General features: G+C 73.4%; 17 protein-coding genes. 5 read left to right on the top strand and 12 right to left on the bottom strand.

Annotation, left to right across the window (positions count from 1 at the left end; translation table 11 throughout):
• Nucleotides 1-245 (bottom strand): transposase (locus tag HWY08_RS18740; protein WP_503826545.1); only part of this gene is annotated, 245 nt, incomplete at its 3' end.
• A gap of 447 nt (nt 246-692) precedes the next feature.
• Between HWY08_RS18740 and HWY08_RS18735 the strand changes: the two genes are divergently transcribed.
• Entirely contained in the window at nt 693-1,415 is a 723-nt protein-coding gene (locus HWY08_RS18735; protein ID WP_176068043.1) for an alanyl-tRNA editing protein, read from the top strand.
• On the opposite strand, the gene HWY08_RS18730 is transcribed toward HWY08_RS18735, so the two are convergent.
• On the bottom strand, nt 1,399-1,791 hold the full coding sequence (locus HWY08_RS18730) for a TraR/DksA family transcriptional regulator (RefSeq protein WP_176068041.1): 393 nt from the start codon (nt 1,789-1,791) through the stop codon (nt 1,399-1,401). The genes HWY08_RS18735 and HWY08_RS18730 overlap by 17 nt on opposite strands.
• A gap of 69 nt (nt 1,792-1,860) precedes the next feature.
• On the opposite strand from HWY08_RS18730, the gene HWY08_RS18725 reads away from it, so the two are divergent.
• Complete coding sequence (locus HWY08_RS18725) at nt 1,861-2,724, top strand: GNAT family N-acetyltransferase (protein WP_176068039.1); 864 nt, start codon at nt 1,861-1,863, stop codon at nt 2,722-2,724.
• Here the strand turns inward: HWY08_RS18725 and HWY08_RS18720 are convergent.
• The 8 genes from HWY08_RS18720 to HWY08_RS18685 all read right to left on the bottom strand — a co-directional run bounded on the left by HWY08_RS18720 (nt 2,721) and on the right by HWY08_RS18685 (nt 11,779).
• Nucleotides 2,721-3,455: an ABC transporter ATP-binding protein gene (locus HWY08_RS18720; RefSeq protein WP_176068037.1), complete on the bottom strand. Its 735-nt coding sequence runs from the start codon at nt 3,453-3,455 to the stop codon at nt 2,721-2,723. The two genes, HWY08_RS18725 and HWY08_RS18720, sit on opposite strands and share 4 nt — an antisense overlap.
• Nucleotides 3,455-4,219: an ABC transporter ATP-binding protein gene (locus HWY08_RS18715; RefSeq protein WP_176068035.1), complete on the bottom strand. Its 765-nt coding sequence runs from the start codon at nt 4,217-4,219 to the stop codon at nt 3,455-3,457. Before HWY08_RS18715 ends, HWY08_RS18720 begins: the two co-directional genes overlap by 1 nt.
• Nucleotides 4,216-5,175, bottom strand: a complete 960-nt coding sequence (locus tag HWY08_RS18710; protein ID WP_176068033.1) for a branched-chain amino acid ABC transporter permease — start codon at nt 5,173-5,175, stop codon at nt 4,216-4,218. The genes HWY08_RS18715 and HWY08_RS18710 overlap by 4 nt, the downstream gene beginning before the upstream one ends.
• Nucleotides 5,172-6,077, bottom strand: a complete 906-nt coding sequence (locus HWY08_RS18705; RefSeq protein ID WP_176068031.1) for a branched-chain amino acid ABC transporter permease — start codon at nt 6,075-6,077, stop codon at nt 5,172-5,174. Before HWY08_RS18705 ends, HWY08_RS18710 begins: the two co-directional genes overlap by 4 nt.
• Before the next feature lie 68 nt (nt 6,078-6,145).
• Entirely contained in the window at nt 6,146-7,270 is a 1,125-nt protein-coding gene (locus HWY08_RS18700) for a branched-chain amino acid ABC transporter substrate-binding protein (RefSeq protein WP_176068029.1), read from the bottom strand.
• A gap of 67 nt (nt 7,271-7,337) precedes the next feature.
• Entirely contained in the window at nt 7,338-8,978 is a 1,641-nt protein-coding gene (pruA, locus tag HWY08_RS18695) for an L-glutamate gamma-semialdehyde dehydrogenase (protein WP_176068027.1), read from the bottom strand.
• 40 nt (nt 8,979-9,018) lie between these two features.
• Nucleotides 9,019-10,494, bottom strand: a complete 1,476-nt coding sequence (locus tag HWY08_RS18690) for an FAD-dependent oxidoreductase (RefSeq protein ID WP_176068025.1) — start codon at nt 10,492-10,494, stop codon at nt 9,019-9,021.
• A complete protein-coding gene (locus HWY08_RS18685) occupies nt 10,487-11,779 on the bottom strand; it encodes a 2Fe-2S iron-sulfur cluster-binding protein (RefSeq protein WP_176068023.1) in 1,293 nt (430 codons plus the stop codon). Before HWY08_RS18685 ends, HWY08_RS18690 begins: the two co-directional genes overlap by 8 nt.
• A 207-nt stretch (nt 11,780-11,986) precedes the next feature.
• On the opposite strand from HWY08_RS18685, the gene HWY08_RS18680 reads away from it, so the two are divergent.
• From HWY08_RS18680 to HWY08_RS18670, 3 genes are all read left to right on the top strand, one after another.
• A complete protein-coding gene (locus tag HWY08_RS18680; RefSeq protein ID WP_176068021.1) occupies nt 11,987-12,844 on the top strand; it encodes a hypothetical protein in 858 nt (285 codons plus the stop codon).
• Nucleotides 12,845-12,878: 34 nt separating this feature from the next.
• Nucleotides 12,879-13,763: a PhzF family phenazine biosynthesis protein gene (locus HWY08_RS18675; protein ID WP_176068019.1), complete on the top strand. Its 885-nt coding sequence runs from the start codon at nt 12,879-12,881 to the stop codon at nt 13,761-13,763.
• A gap of 109 nt (nt 13,764-13,872) precedes the next feature.
• Nucleotides 13,873-14,403 carry a hypothetical protein gene (locus HWY08_RS18670; RefSeq protein WP_176068017.1) on the top strand — a complete coding sequence of 177 codons (531 nt, stop codon included), beginning with the start codon at nt 13,873-13,875 and terminating at the stop codon, nt 14,401-14,403.
• A gap of 70 nt (nt 14,404-14,473) precedes the next feature.
• On the opposite strand, the gene HWY08_RS18665 is transcribed toward HWY08_RS18670, so the two are convergent.
• Entirely contained in the window at nt 14,474-14,662 is a 189-nt protein-coding gene (locus HWY08_RS18665; protein WP_176068015.1) for a 4Fe-4S binding protein, read from the bottom strand.
• A 219-nt stretch (nt 14,663-14,881) separates the two neighbouring features.
• Nucleotides 14,882-15,811: an aldo/keto reductase family protein gene (locus HWY08_RS18660; protein WP_176068013.1), complete on the bottom strand. Its 930-nt coding sequence runs from the start codon at nt 15,809-15,811 to the stop codon at nt 14,882-14,884.
• Between the last annotated feature and the right edge of the window lie 185 nt (nt 15,812-15,996).

The following is a 15,996-nucleotide window of genomic DNA, read 5'->3' as shown; positions in this document are numbered from 1 at the left end:
AGCTTCCAGAAGTCGCTGAAGGCGCGCTGCCCGCGGGTGGCCGTGCACATGACGTGCGGGTGGGTACCCATGAGGCAGTAGGAGAGGATCTGGATTCCGAACTTCTCTTTGTACTTCCGGATGAGTGCGAGGAACTTCTCGCAGGCCTCGTCGCAATCGAGGACGAGACTGAACCCGTGGCTTCGCCACGTGCAGTGGTTGGTGGAGTTCTCCTCGACCAGGAGGCGGCGCGGGATCCGGGACACTGCGAGCCAGCGAGAGCAAGTGGCGCGCCAGGGCACCCTGCAGTGCCCGGCACCAGCTTCCCAGCATTCAGCACCGATGTCCGGCACCAGCATCCCCAGCATCCGGCACCAGCATTCAGCACCGATGTCCGGCACCAGCATCCAGCACCGATGTCCGGCACCAGCAGCCAGCACCGATGTCCGGCACCAGCAGCCCCGGCATCAGCATCGCATCCGCGATGTCCGGCACCAGCATCCAGCATCATCAGCATCGCATCCGCGATGTCCGGCACCAGCATCCAGCATCCGGCACCAGCATCAATGTCCGGCACCAGCATCCGGCACCAGCATCCAGCATCAGCATCATGTTCGGGACTAGCACTAGGATCCCGGCGCCAGCATCCGGTGGGCGGACACGGCCGGCGGACAATCCGTGCGCCGGCACCGCATTCAGCGTACCGTCCCGCCATGCCCGCGAAGCTCTACCTGGAGGACCCTTACCTCCGCGACTTCGAGGCCGAGGTCACGGCCTCCGCCGACGGCTGGTGCGCCCTCTCTCGCACCGCCTTCTACCCGGGCGGCGGGGGCCAGCCAGCAGATCGCGGCCAGCTCCTCGCGGCCGGCGAGGCGCTCGCGGTGACGGAGGTGAGGGAGGACGACGCGGGCGAGGTCTGGCACCGCGCCGGCCGCGACCTCGTGCCGGGCACGGCGGTGCGCGGCGCCCTCGACTGGCCGCTCCGGCACGCGCTCATGCGCGCCCACGCGCTCATGCACGTCGTGAACACGGTGGCGCGCGACCGGTTCGGCGGCGTCATCACCGGCGTGCAGCTCGGCCCGGAGCGGTCTCGCATCGACCTCAAGCTGGCCGGCTTCACCCGCGACCAGCTCCCGGAGCTGGAGCAGCGCGTGAACGAGGTGCTGGCGCGGGCGCTCGCCGTGACCTCGACCACCATCTCGGAGGAGGAGTTCCGCCGGCGCCCGGAGCTGGTGCGGACGCTGGAGGTGAAGCCGCCGGTCATCGCGGGCCGGGTGCGCGTGGTGGAGATCGCCGGCTTCGACGCCCAGGCGTGCGGGGGCACGCACGTCCATACCACCGCCGAGATCGGCCGCGCCCGGATCGTCAAGTTCGACAACAAGGGCAAGGACAACAAGCGATTCTACTGGGAGCTCGACGCTACTCCTGGTCGGTGAGGCGGCGCCGCGTCTGCGCCCGGCGGGGCTCGGCGGCGGCCTGGCAGGCGGTGCAGAGCGCCGCGTAGGGCATGAGCGCGAGCCGCCGCGGCGCGATCTCCTCCTCGCACCGCTCGCAGAGCCCGAAGTCCTCGGGCTCCGTCGCCAGCTTGCGGAGCGCGCGGTCGATGCGGGCGAGCAGGTCGGCCTGGCCCTTGTTCCGCTGCGAGGCGAGCACCTGCAGCATCTCGGACAGCGCCTGCGCGTCCTCGTCCGCGACGCCGCTGCTGCTCGGGTCGGTGCGGTTCGGCTCGATGCGAGCCGGGCCGATCTGCACGAGCTGCTGCCGCAGCTGCCTGAGCGCCTTCTCGTGCCGGGCGCGCTCCTTCGAGGTCATGGCCGGAGCCTAGCGGACGGGGCGGGGGCGGGCCAAGGCGCGCGCGGCGCGTGTGCTACGTTTCCCGGCATGGCGCGAACCGTCGTCCCCTGGAGCGCGCTCGCGGAGCTGACGCAGGTCGCGGCCCTGCTCGGGCGCGAGCCGGGCGAGCTGCGCGGCGCGCTGGCGGCGCTGCCCCCCAGCATCGAGGGGCTGGCGCTGGTCGAGGGGGAGCGCGTGCGCGCGCTCGGGCTCTTCGTCCGCACCGACCTCGCGCGGACGGGGCGGTGCTCGCTCGTGTGGCTCTCGGCCCCGGCGCCTTCGGCCGCGCTCGAGCTGGCGGCGGAGGCCGAGGTGCGCGCCGCGCGGGAGGGGGCGCGCGCGCTCGTGGTCGGCGAGAAGCACGTCCGCGGGGCCGGGCCGCTGCTCCTCGCGCGCGGCTACGCCCAGGTGAACGCCATGCTCCGCCTGCGGCGCACGCGCCGCCGGCCCGTCCTCCCCCTGCCCGCGGGCCTCGCGGAGCGGAGCCTGGACGACGTCGGGCTGGACGCCTGGGTCGAGGTGGAGAACGCGGCCTTCGAGGACGTCGCCTTCGCGGTGCGGGTGACGCGGGCCGACGCCGAGCGCCAGCGCGCCGCGCCGGCGTTCGACGGGGGGCTCCTGCGGTTCTTGGTCGACGCGGAGGGGGTGGCCGGGATGCTGCGCGGCGTGATCGCCCCGGACGGCACCGGCGAGGTGGAGTCGATCGGCCTCGCCGCCCGCGCGCGCCGCCGCGAGCTGGGGCGCTGGCTCCTGCGCCGGTGCGAGGCGCTGCTCGACCAGCGCTCGGCGCGCGAGGTGGTGCTGCGGGTCGCGGCCTCGAACGCGCCCGCCCTCGCGCTGTACCGCGCGGAGGGGTACGAGGAGCTCGGGCGCGACGTCGCCTGGGAGCGCGCGCTCGACCGGCCGGGCTAGGGGTGCGCCCGCTTCCCCAGGTAGGCGCCCTGCACCTTGGGGTCGTCCATGAGCGCCTGGGCGGGCCCCTCCAGCACGATCCGGCCGACCTCCATCACGTAGCCGCGGTGGGCGAGCTTCAGGGCGGCGCGGGCGTTCTGCTCCACCAGCACCACCGTCACGCCGGTGGTCTGGTTGATCTCCCGGATGGTCTGGAAGATGGCCTTCACCAGCAGCGGCGCGAGGCCCAGCGAGGGCTCGTCGAGGAGCAGCACGCGCGGCTTCGCCATGAGCGCCCGGCCGATGGCGAGCATCTGCTGCTCGCCGCCGGAGAGCGTGCCGGCGAGCTGGTCGCGCCGCTTCTCCAGCACCGGGAAGAGCCCGTAGATCCAGGCCGCGGTCTCGGCGATCTCCGCCGAGTCCTGGCGGGTGAAGGCGCCGAGGCCGAGGTTCTCCCGCACGGTGAGCGTGCCGAAGATGCGCCGGCCCTCGGGCGCCTGGGCGATGCCGAGCCGCACCCGCTGGTGGGCGGGGATGCCCTGGGCCGGGCGGCCGTCGAGCCGGATCTCGCCGCCGGACGGCTTGAGCAGGCCGCTCACGGCGCGCAGGGTGGTCGACTTCCCGGCGCCGTTCGCGCCGAGGATGGTGACGATCTCGCCCTGATTCACGGTGAGCGAGATCCCGTGCAGCGCCTCGACGTTCCCGTACTTGACGTGCAGCCGATCCAGCTCGAGCAGGGGTGCGGCCGCCATCAGACCTCCTCCGTGCCGAGGTAGGCCTCGATGACGCGCGGGTTGGCCTGGATGGCCTTGGGCGACCCCTCCGCGATCTTCTCGCCGTACTCGAGCACCACGATGTGCTCGCAGGCGCGCATGACGAGGCTCATGTCGTGCTCGATGAGGAGGATGGTGATGCCGCGCGCCTTGATCCGGGCGATGAGCTCGACGAGCTGGTCCGTCTCCTGCTCGTTCATGCCGCCCGCGGGCTCGTCCAGGATGACGAGCTTGGGGTCGCTGGCGAGCGCCCGGGCGATCTCGAGCCGCCGCTGGTCGCCGTAGGCGAGGTTCTTCGCGAGCTCCAGCGACCGCTCCTGCAGGCCGACGAAGTGGAGCTCCTCCAGCGCGCGCGCGATGGCCGCCCGCTCCTCCTTCACCTGGCCGGGCAGGCGCAGCATGGCGCCGAGGAGCCCCGCGCCGGTCCGGCAGTGCCGCCCGGCCAGCACGTTCTCGAGCGCCGAGAGCTGCTGGAAGAGGCGGATGTTCTGGAAGGTGCGCGCGACCCCCAGCTTCACGATGCGGTGGGTCTTCATGCCCACCAGTGACCGGCCGGCGAAGGTGACCGAGCCGCGATCGGCCCGGTAGTTGCCGGTGATGAGGTTGAAGGTGGTGGTCTTGCCCGCGCCGTTCGGCCCGATGAGGCCGACGATGGACCCCTCCGCCACGTCGAACGAGACGTCGTTCACGGCGGTGAGCCCGCCGAAGCTCTTGGTGATGTCGCGGATCTCGAGCAGGCTCATCGCGCCGCCTCGGCCCGCGCGAGGTCCTTCTCGCGGAAGCGCGGGCGCTTGAGCGGGAGGAGCCCCTGGGTGCGGAAGACCATCATCACCATCATGACGAGCCCGAAGACGAGCAGGCGGGCGGTCGCGAAGCCGCGGAACGCCTCCGGAAGCACGATCACCAGCACCGCCCCGAGGATGACGCCCGGGATCGAGCCGGCGCCGCCCAGGATGACGATGAGGAAGAGCTGCACCGACTCCCAGAAGTTGAACGACTCCGGGGAGATGATGGTCATCTTGGCGGCGTAGAGCGTGCCCGCCATGCCGGCCCAGGCCGCCCCCAGCACGAACGCCGCGAGCTTGTAGCGCGTCGTGTTGATGCCGCTGCCCTCGGCCGCCACCGGATCCTCGCGCAGGTACGTGAGCGCGCGGCCGAAGCGCGACTGCTCGAGCCGGTCGAAGAGGAACACCGTCAGCAGGACGAACGCCCAGATGAGGTAGAAGAACTCGGCCGGCTTGCGGATCTTGTAGCCGAACACGATCGGGCGGGGGATGCCGAAGAGGCCGTTCGCGCCGCCGGTAAGGCCGAAGACGTCGTTCACCAGCGCGATGCGGACGATCTCGCCCATGCCGATGGTGACGATGAGCAGGTAGTCGCCGCGCAGGTGGATGACCGGCCGCGCCACCACCGCCGCGAAGAGCGCCGCCGCCAGCCCCGCCAGCGGCAGGGTCCAGAGCACCGGCAGGTGGAGCTGGGTCGAGAGGATGGCCGTCGTGTAGGCGCCGACGGCGTAGAAGGCGGCGTGGCCCATGTTGAAGAGGCCGGCGTCGCCGAGGATGACGTTGAGCGAGAGGGCGAGGAGCGCGTAGAGCCCGACGCTGTTCAGCACGTCGAGCCAGTAGGCGTCGAGCGCGAGCGGCGCCACCGCCAGCAGCGCCACCCCGGCCAGGAGGGCCAGCGCGAGGCGCACGTTCATACCTTCTCCGCGACCCGCTCGCCGAGCAGCCCGGTCGGCCGCACGATGAGGATGAGGATGAGCACGCAGAAGGCGATGGCGTCCTTCCAGGCGATGGAGAGGTAGGCGGCGCCGAGCGCCTCGATGACGCCGAGCAGGAGCCCGCCCACCATCGCGCCGGGGATGTTGCCGATGCCGCCCAGGATGGCGGCCGTGAAGGCCTTCATCCCGTAGATCCAGCCCATCGTGAAGTTGACCTGGCCGTAGTAGAGGCCGACGAGCAGGCCGGCCACCCCGCCCAGCGCCGGGCCGATGAGGAAGACCAGGCTCACCACCTTGTTCACGTCGATGCCCATGAGGCGAGCGGCGCCCTGGTCGATGGCGGCGGCGCGGACGGCGGTGCCGATCTTGGTCTTCTGCACGAAGAGGTAGAGGGCGGCCATCATCACCACCGAGGCCAGCACCACCAGGATCCGCAGGAGCGGCACCTGGAGGCCGAACAGGCTCACCGCCACCTGCGGGAGGAGCCCCTCGGGGTAGACCTGGACGCGCGCGCCGTAGAGGAGCATGAGCGCGTTCTGCAGGAAGATCGAGGCGCCCAGCGCGGACACCACCGCCGACAGGCGCGGCGACTCGCGCAGCGGCCGGTAGGCGGCGCGCTCGAGGACGACGCCCATCACGCCCACGAGCCCCATCACCATGAGCACGAGCAGCGCGACGGCGGCCGCCGTGCCGACCCGGCCCTGCAGCGCCAGCGAGGTGAGCAGGGTGAGGCCGAGGTAGCCGCCGTAGGTGAACAGGTCGCCGTGGGCGAAGTTGATGAGCTTCAGCACCCCGTAGACCATCGTGTAGCCGAGCGCGATGAGGGCGTAGATGCCCCCCACCGCCAGGCCGTTGATGAGCTGCTGGAGGAATTGCTCCATGGAGGCTCGAGCGGTGAAGAGCGGGCGGGCCCGGGGCACGGGCCCGCCCGGCGTGGAGCGCTTCGCGGCTACTTGGGCTGCAGGACGAACTCGCCGTTCTTGTCGACCTTGTAGACGCGGTACAGCTCGCCGACGCGGTCGCCCTTGGCGTTGAAGGCGAGCTTCCCGGTCAGGCCTGGGAAGTCCTTCAGCTTGTTCACGAGGTAGTCGCGGATCTTGTCGGCGTCGGTGGACTTGGTCGCGGCGATCGCCTTCGTCACCGCGGTGAAGCCGTCGCCGGCGAGCACGCCGTAGATCGAGCCCGGCTCCTCGCCGTACTTCTTCTTGTAGGAGGCGAGGTAGGCCTTGGCCTCGGGGGTGTCGAGGTCCTTCGGCACCGGCGGCGAGAGGAACTGGAAGCCGGCCGCGGCGTCCTTGCCGGCGATCTTGACCAGGTCGGGGTTGTTGATGGCGTCGCCGCCCATGAACGGCACGTTCCAGCCCATCTGCTTCTTCTGCTTCAGGAGCAGGCCGGCCTCGGGGTAGTAGCCGGTGAAGAAGACGACGTCGGGGGTGGCGGCCTTGAGCTTGGTGAGGATGGCCGAGTAGTCCTGCTCCTTCGGCGTGAGGGCGTCGAAGAAGACGACGTTCTGCTTGTTCGCCTTGAGGATGGCGTTGATCTCGTCGGCCAGGCCCTTGGCGTAGGCGGAGCTGTCGTGGAGGAGCGCGATGCGCTTGGCGCCCATCTTCTGGATGGCGGCCGCGCCCACCTTGCCCTGCTCGTCGTCGCGCGGGCAGGTGCGGAAGAAGTGCTTGAGGCCCTTCTCGGTCAGGCGGACGGCGGTGGAGCCGTTCGCGACCTGGGTGATGCCGGCCTCGTCGTAGATGTTCTGGGTGGCCTCGGTGACGGCCGAGCCGTAGGTGCCGATGACGGCGACCACGCCCTTGGTGGTGAGGCGCTGTGCGGCGAGCGAGGCGGTGCGGGGATCGCCGCCGTCGTCCTCGATGATCACCTCGATCTTCTTGCCGTCGAGGCCGCCCTTGGCGTTCGCCTGCTCCGCGAGCAGGTCGATGTTGCGCTTCATCTCCTGGCCCTCGCTGGCCCAGGAGCCGGTCATCGGGGCCATGAGGCCGATCTTGATCGTGTCAGCCGCACCAGCGGAGCCCGAAGCCAAGAGACCCAGCGCCAGCGCGAGACCCATCGCTCTGTTCATCGAGTGCTCCTCCTCCTGCGGGGAAGCGCACATTTGAGCATCATCGGGGCGGGCGCGGAAGGAACTTTCAGTCGTTCGACGCCTGGTGGGGGTACCCGATGGCCCGGGGGGGCGCGAAGTTCTCCTTGAGCGCCCGGGGCGAGACCCAGCGGATGAGGTTCCACATCGAGCCGGCCTTGTCGTTGGTGCCGCTCGCCCGCGCCCCGCCGAAGGGCTGCTGCCCCACCACCGCCCCGGTGGGCTTGTCGTTCACGTAGAAGTTACCCGCCGCGTCGGCGAGGGCCCGCTCGAGCCCCTGCACGGCCAGCCGGTCCTGGGCGAACACGGCGCCGGTGAGCGCGTAGGGCGAGGTCCCGTCGCAGAGCGCCACCGCCTCGTCGAGCTTCGCGTCGGGGTAGACGAAGACCGTCAGCACCGGCCCGAAGATCTCCTCTTCCATGAGCTTGTGGTGGGGGTTCGTGACCTGGACCACGGTGGGCTCGACGAAGTACCCGACGCTGTCGTCGCACTTGCCGCCGCAGTGGATCTTCGCCTCGGGCGAGCTCTTCGCGAAGTCGAGGTACGCCTTGATGCTGTCGAACGCGCCGCGGTCGATGACCGCGCCCATGAAGACGCGGAAGTCCTCGGCCGGATCGCCCATCTGGATGGAGGCGGTGAGCGCGAGCAGGCGCTCCTTCACGCGCGGCCAGAGGCTCTCCGGCACGTACGCGCGCGAGGCGGCCGAGCACTTCTGGCCCTGGGCCTCGAACGCCCCCCGGCACAGCGCCGCCGCGAGCGCGTCCACCTCGGCCGAGGGGTGGGCGAAGATGAAGTCCTTGCCGCCGGTCTCGCCCACGATGCGCGGGTACGACTTGTAGCGCGGCAGGCTCTCCGCGATGGTCCGCCACATCCCGTGGAAGGTGGCGGTCGAGCCGGTGAAGTGGATGCCGGCGAACTCCGGGCTGGCGAGCACCGGGTCGCCGACGGTGCGGCCGGAGCCGGGGACGAAGTTGATGACGCCGGGCGGCAGCCCCGCCGCCTCCAGCAGCTTCAGGATGAACCAGTTGGAGTAAGCGGTGCTGGAGGCCGGCTTCCACAGCACCGTGTTCCCCATGAGCGCCGGCGCGGTGGGGAGGTTCGCGGCGATGGAGGTGAAGTTGAACGGGGTGACGGCGAAGACGAACCCCTCGAGCGGGCGGTACTCGACCCGGTTCCACTGCCCCGGCGAGCTCACCGGCTGCTCGTCGTAGATGCGCTCCGCGAAGGCGGCGTTGTAGCGCCAGAAGTCGATGATCTCGCAGGCGGAGTCGATCTCCGCCTGGTAGGGCGTCTTCGACTGGTTGAGCATCGTGGCGCCGTTGAGCGTCGGCCGCCAGCCGCCGGCGAGCAGGTCGGCCGCCTTGAGGAAGACCGCCGCGCGCGCCGCGAACGGGAGCGCGGCCCACTCGCGCCGCGCCGCGCGCGCCGCCGCGATGGCGGCCTGCACCTCGGCCGGCCCGGCCTGGTGGAAGCGCGCCAGGCGGTGCGCGTGGCGGTGCGGGCAGCGGACGTCGGCGAGCTTGCCGGTGCGCACCTCCTGGCCGCCGATGACGAGCGGGATCTCGAGCTCCTCGCCGGAGAGCTCGGCGAGGCGGGCGCGCAGCGCCTTCCGCTCGGGGTTGCCGGGCGCGTAGGAGAGGACGGGCTCGTTGTAGGGCGCGGGGACGCGGAACTGGGCGTGGCTGCTCATGTGCGAAGGCTCCTCGGGGGCGGCAGGGTCCGCCCCGGTCCTACCCGATGATGAAGTCCTCGCCGCCGACCTCGCCCTTCTCGAAGCGGTCGAGGGTGAAGCGCTCGAAGATCTCGTCCGGCGGGTCGCCGGCCATCCAGTTGGCCATGAGCTCCGTGACCGCCGGCGCCATCATGAAGCCGTGGCCGACGAAGCCGTTCAGCTGCAGGAAGTTCTCATAACCGGCGGCGCCGAGGATGGGGTTGTTGTCGGGCGTCACGTCGTAGCAGCCGGCCCACTGCCGCATGACCTTCAGGCCCGCCGTCTTCGGGATGCACTCGGTGATGGCGCGCGCGTAGCGGGCGAGGAAGCGCAGGGTCGAGCGGGTGTCGATCCCGCGCGGCTCGGCCGGGTCGCCCATGCCGCCCACGATCTCGCCGCGCAGGCTCTGGGAGAAGTAGAGCCCGCTGCCGAGGTTCGACACCATGGGGCCGAGCCAGGGCTTGAGCGGCTCGGTGACGCAGATCTCGTGGCGCTCCGGCTCGTTGGGGAGCTTCACCCCGGCCAGCGCGGCGATCTCGGGGCTCCAGGCGCCGGCGGCGTTCACCACCACCTCGCAGGCGATGCGCCCGTGGTCGGTCTCGACCGCAGTGAGGCGCTTCCCGTCCCGCTCGAACCCGGTGACCCGGGTGAAGGTGAGCACCTTCGCCCCGAGCGCCTCGGCGCGCGCCGCGTAGCCCCACACGTAGGGCCAGGGGAAGACGACGGCGTCGTCCGGGTTCCACGAGGCGGCGAGGAAGGTGCGCTCGTCGAGCTCCGGCACCACCTCCTTCGCCTCGGCCGGGGTGAGGACGCGGGTGCGGAGCCCGTTCCGGGCGTGGATCTCGGCGTTCTTCTCGATGCGCGCCGCCTGCGCGCGGCTGGGCGCGAGGAACAGGTAGCCGCCGCGCCGGAACCAGACGTTGATGCCCATCTCGGACGCGAAGCGCTCGCCGATCTCGAGCGAGCGGCGCGCGAGGCGGATCATGGTGGGGGTGGTCCACTGCGCCCGGACGCCGCCGCCGTTGCGCCCGGAGGCGCCGGCGGTGAGGTAGCCCTTCTCGATGAGGACGACGTCCTTCATCCCGCGCCGGCACAGGTTGTAGGCGAGGCCGAGGCCCATGATGCCGCCGCCGACGATGACCACCTGCGCCCGCGCCGGCAGCGCCGCCGACGGCCGCGGCGCGGCGGGGGGCGGGACGGGCACCGGCACGCCCGCCTCGAGCGACAGGCCGGCCGGGTCGAGTGCCGCCAGCGCCGCGAACGAGGTGGGCTCCAGCGGGGGGCGGACGGTGAACGGCAGCACCTCGGCCGGCGTGGCGCCCAGCCGGAGCAGCTCGCGCGCGGCGACGGCGAGGCAGGTCTTGCCCTGGCAGGGCCCGGTGCCGAGGCCGGTGTACCGCTTCACGGACTCGAGGTCGCGGTAGCCCTTCTCGAAGGCGCGGCGGACGTCGTCGACGGTGGCGTCCTCGCAGCGGCAGATGAAGCTCCTAGCCATGGGACGCAGCCTCCCCGGCGCGACGGCCGGCCTCGGCGGCCTCGGCCGCGTCGAGCGGGCCGGTCACCTCGCCCGCGGCCCAGCACCCGTCGGCCACCCCGCCGTCCGGCCCGGGCCGGACGCGGAAGGCGCCCGTGGCCGGGTCGAGCTCGAGCGCGGCGCCCACCTCGCGCGCCAGCTCCGCCGCCGGCATGCGCGGCGTCGCGACCGCCAGCGTGTCGCAGCGGATCGTCCGGCCGTCGGCGAGCTCGAGCGCGGCCAGCCGGCGGCCGCCGCGGCCGCGCGCCACCTCGGCCGCCACCCGCTCCACGGCCATCCCGGCGTCGGCGAGCCGGGCGGCCACCGCCTCGGCCTCGGGCCCCTCGCCCAGCACCGCGGCGCGCTGCCCGGGCACCACCCCGTCCTCCGCCAGCGCCACCAGGAGGCCGCGCGCGCCGAAGACGCCGGGCAGGTCGTTGCGCTCGAAGACCGGCGGCTGCGCCCAGGTGCCGCTCGCGAGCACGACGCGCGCCGCCCGCACCAGCCGGAGCCGCGGCGGCTCTCCGCGCTGCGTCACCGCCGCGCGCGCGCCCTCCTCGCCGGGCCACACGCCCAGCACGGCGGCGCCGAGCGCCACCTCGCCCCCCGCGCCGCGCACCGCCTCCGCGACCTCCCCCGCCCAGGCGAGCGGCGGGTCCCTCGGGAGGTCGAGCCGGCAGCGGAGCCGGCCGCCGGCCGCGCGCTCCTTCTCGGCCACCAGCACGCGCAGCCCCGCCCGCGCGAGCGCCTCGGCCGCCCCCAGGCCCGCCGGGCCGGAGCCCACCACGAGCGCGTCGAACCGCTCCTCCTCCGCCGCGGGCCAGGGCGGGGCCACCCCGTCCGCGAGCTGGCCGAGCCCCGCCAGCTGCCGCGAGGCGCCGACGGTGACGCGGCTCGCGAGCTGGCTCCAGGTGCCGATGTGGTGGTGGTCGATGCCGCCCGGCGTGAAGAGGTCGATCGCCCGCAGGAGGTCGTGGGCGGCGGTGCCGAGCGCGTTCTGGGTCTCGACGGTGAGTCCGTCCCGGCACGGCGTCTGGCAGGCCCGGACGTTCGGCTGTCCGTCCACGCGGACCAGGCAGGCGGCGCAGGAGCCCGAGAGGCAGAAGGGCCCCCGGGGCCGGTGGTACTTCGGGCTGCGCGAGACGAGGGGCCGGCCGGCGGCGAGGAGCGCCGAGGTGACGCTCTCGCCGCGGCGGGCCGGGACGCGGTCGCCGTCGACCGAGATGGCGCAGTCGGGGGCGAAGCGCGGATCGGGGAGACGCGGCATGGGGGGCGAGAGGATAGCCCCGGCAGGGCGGGGCGCAAGAGGCGCAAACCGTCGCACGCGGTCCCGGACGCGACGCCGCCCGGGCCCCGGGGTGGGGCCTCCCGACCCCTCCGGCGCGCCGCCGCCCCTCGCGCCCGCCTTCTCGCCGGGCGTCGCATCCCTAGCTTTACCGCCGGCTGCTCCACCGGCAGCCGGGGGGAGGCGGGTATGGCTCGCTCGAGACGGGTGCTGCTGGCGCTCTGGGCCGCGGCGGCCGCGTGCACCAGCGTCAAGGTGGCGCAGAAGGACAACTGCTGGGTGCGCCGGAGCGAGCGCTGGCTCGCAGGCTCCAAGGAGGAGGTGGGGCCGTGCGCGCCGCCGGAGCCGCGGTGGTCGGAGGACCGGCTGACGCGCCTCATGCAGGAGTGCGTCGCGCGCGCCGACTACCGCTGGCAGGCGCGCGCGCTCGACGCCTGGACCCGGGGCGACCGGCTCCCCGAGCAGACGTCGGAGGAGAAGGTGCTGCAGCAGTGCCTCGGCGAGCCGACGCGCGCGGTGCTGGCCGAGAACGACGCGCTCCGCGGCCGGAACGACGCCCTGCAGAAGCGGCTCGCCGAGCTCTCGTCGGATCGCGACCTGGCCCGGACCTCGGAGGAGGACGCGCGCAGGCGCCTCGTCGGCGGCTACGAGAAGATGGCGGAGAAGATGACCGACTACCTGGGCACGGCGGCGAACAAGGCGCAGGCGCCCGCCACCGCGACCGCGAACGCCTCGAGCGACAGCGAGGGCACCGCGCACACCGAGAGCGCGCACGACGCGAGCACCTCGCTCGCCGCCCAGACCACGCCCGGCCAGCCGGGGACGGTGGTGGTGGCGCCCGCGCCCGCGGCGGGGCCGGCCGAGCCGGTCCCGGCCGTCCGGAAGGCGCGCGCCCGGCCGCGGCCCGCGGCGCGGGCGGAGGCGCCCGCCTGCCCTCCGGCGCCGGCCGCCGCGGCCGCCGCGCCGGCGCGGAGCGAGGCGGTGTGGGCGCCGGCCCTGGTGGCCCCGCCGCCGGCCGGGGAGCGGGCCACCGCCGCCGCGCCCTGAGCTAGAGTCCCGCCTCCTCGACCCAGGAGCCGGGATGACCGCCCCCACCGCCCGCCGCCTCGCCTTCACCCTCGTCGACGTCTTCACCAGCCGTCCGCTCGAGGGGAACCAGCTCGCCGTCTTCACCGACGCGCGCGGCCTCTCGGGCGCGGAGATGCAGCGCCTCGCGCGCGAGACGAACCTGTCCGAGACCACCTTCGTCCTGCCGGGCGAGGCGGCCCCGGGCGCCACCCGCGTCCGGATCTTCACCGTCGACGAGGAGCTGCCCTTCGCCGGCCACCCCACGCTCGGCACGGCCGCGGTGCTGCGCGGCGCGAGCGGGGCAGCCGAGGTGGTGCTGGAGCTCGGGGTGGGGCGCGTGCCGGTCGCGTTCGAGGACGGCCCCGGCGGCGCCTTCGGCGAGATGCGGCAGCGCGCGCCGGTCTTCGGGGCGCGCCACGACCACCGCGAGGTGGCGCGGGCGCTGGGCCTGCCGGACGGCGTCCTCGACGAGGCGCTGCCGATCGAGACGGTCTCGACCGGCCTCGCCTTCGCCATCGCGCCGGTCCGCTCGCTGGCCGCCCTGGAGCGGCTCCGGCCGGACCTGGCCCGCGGCGCCGACTACCTGGCGCGGACCGACGCGCGCTTCTTCTACTTCGTCGCGCGCGAGACGGTGGACCCGGCGGCGCGCCTCCACGCGCGGATGCTGTTCTACGGCGGAGAGGACCCCGCCACCGGCTCCGCGGCCGGCTGCTGCGCCGCCTGGATGGTGGCGCACGGCGTGGCGCGCCCGGACGAGCGCGTCCTCATCGAGCAGGGCCTCGAGACCCGCCGGCCGAGCCGGCTCCACGTGCGGGCGGGGCGGCGCGCGGGCGCGGTCGAGGACGTCCGCGTCGGAGGGCACACGGTCGAGGTGGGATGGGGCGAGCTCGCGTTCTGACCCCGGGCGGCGGCCTGCCTGCCTCTGGGGTCAGCCCCCTCTGCGGCGCTCGAGACCGCTGCGATTCCTATATTCCAGCGAGCGGCGGATGGTCCGCCCGGAGGGAGATATGACCAGACGTGTCGCAGCGTTCCTCATCGCCATCGCCTGTCTCGCACCCGCCGCGGCCCGGGCCCAGAGCCTCCTGGTCGAGGGCTTCGGGGGCTATCAGGGACTGCAGCCGAACTGGGGGAGCGTGAAGAACTCGTTCGCCCACGGTAACGAGGGCACCGCCCTGGTCGGCGGCGACCTCCTCGCGCAGATCGGCGGGCTCGGGGTCGGTGTCTCCGTCGACAAGACGGTGAGCGGGAACTACGGCCAGCCCTGGGCCGGCTCGATCCTGGCCGGCTTCGTCGTGCCGGTGACGGTGATCCGGCTCGAGGTGCTGGGCGAGCTCGGGCGCCGCGGGGTCGACTTCGGCGACATCTTCAAGGACAGGGGGCAGACGTTCGTCGGCGTGCGCCCTGGCGTGCGGTTCAGGTTCGGGCCGTCGCCGCTCAACATCGGCGCGGCGGCGCTCATCCGCTGGCCGACGAGCGGCGGCGACTTCGGCTCCCCGGACTGGGGGCTCGTCGGCCGCATCGGCGTCGAGTTCCCGTAGCGCCGGCCCAGAAAACGAGAAGCCCCGGGGGGGAACCCGGGGCTTCTCGTCGCGACCGCGCGGAGCGGTCCTAGAGCTTGACGATGCAGTCGGTCGGGCAGACGCCCATGCAGGCGGGGTCCTGACCGGCGGCCTTGCACTCGTCGCACTTGGCGGCGTCGATGAGGTAGGTGTCGTCGCCGGCCGAGATGGCCTGGTTCGGGCACTCGGCCTCGCAAGCGCCGCAGTTGGTGCAATCCTCGGTGATCTTGTTGGCCATGGATGACCTCCGGTGGGGTGGTGGAAGGGGTGGGGTGCGCCGGAGCGCGATGCACGGCCGGTGCCACCCGGTGACCCTCGCCAAGTCCCCGCGGGAACTGAGGAGATCGGTGTGGCGAGGACGGGGGCGGGCGCGGAGGGCCGCGCAACGTTCGCACCGGCCCGCAAGAACTGCGGCGACTTGACGCGGCACTGCGCGGCTCAGCGGGCGGGCCGCACCTCAGGCGAGCGCCTGGTCGATGCGCGCGAGCACCGCCGCGTCGAGCTTCACCCCCGAGGCGCGGACGTTCTCGGTCACCTGCTCCGGCCGCGAGGCCCCGATGATGGCGGCGGTGACCTCGCTCCTCCGCAGCACCCAGGCGAGCGCGAGCTCGGGGAGCGTGAGGCCGAGCTCGGCGGCGATGGGCCGGAGGCGCTGCACCCCGGCCAGCACGTGCTCGTCGAGCCGCTTCTGGAGGAAGCCGCCCATGGCCTCGCTCGCCGCGCGCGAGTCGGCCGGGGGAGGGTGGCCGGGCCGGTACTTGCCGGTGAGGACGCCCTGGCCGAGCGGCGACCAGACGATGTTGCCGATGCCTTCGCGGGCGCAGAGCGGGAACACCTCCTCCTCCGGCGAGCGCCACAGGAGCGAATACTGCGGCTGGCTCGACACGAAGCGCGCCCCGGGGAGCGCCAGCGCCGCGCGGATCTGGTCCGGGCTCCACTCCGAGAAGCCGACGTAGCGCGTCTTCCCCTGCTCCACCGCGCGGGTGAGCGCCGCCATCGTCTCCTCGAGCGGCGTGCGCTCGTCGTAGCGGTGGCACTGGTAGAGGTCGACGTGGTCGACCCGGAGCCGCCGGAGGGAGGCGTCGAGCTGCTTCGCGATCTGCGCCGCCGAGAGCCCCTGGTCCTGCGGCGACATGGGGAAGTAGACCTTGGTGGCGAGCACGTACCGGTCGCGCGGCACGCCGGCCAGCGCCGCGCCCAGGAAGGACTCCGCCGCGCCGAGCGCGTAGACGTTGGCGGTGTCGAAGAAGTTGATGCCCTCGTCGAACGCGCGCCGCACGCACGCCTCGGCGCGCTCCCGGGGCACGCCGCCGCCGTAGGTGAGCCACGAGCCGAGCGCGATCTCCGACACCGCCAGGTCGCTCCGGCCGAGCTTGCGATACTGCATGACGCCTCCGCGGCGAGGGATGCCTGGATGCAAAGCACGCGGGGTGGGCCCGCGCAAGGGAACGCTGGTCCCGCAGCCCCATCCGTGATAGCGGACATGCCGCGGCGCGGCGCGGCGCGGCGCGGGGCGGCGCGGCCGCGGTCGGCGCTGGCGGGGCGCGGCGACGTCGGGTAGAGGGGCGTGGC

Source organism: Anaeromyxobacter diazotrophicus (assembly GCF_013340205.1).
GTDB lineage: Bacteria > Myxococcota > Myxococcia > Myxococcales > Anaeromyxobacteraceae > Anaeromyxobacter_A > Anaeromyxobacter_A diazotrophicus.
Note: the sequence above shows the minus strand (reverse complement) of the source record. Positions and strands in the feature narration are given on the sequence as shown.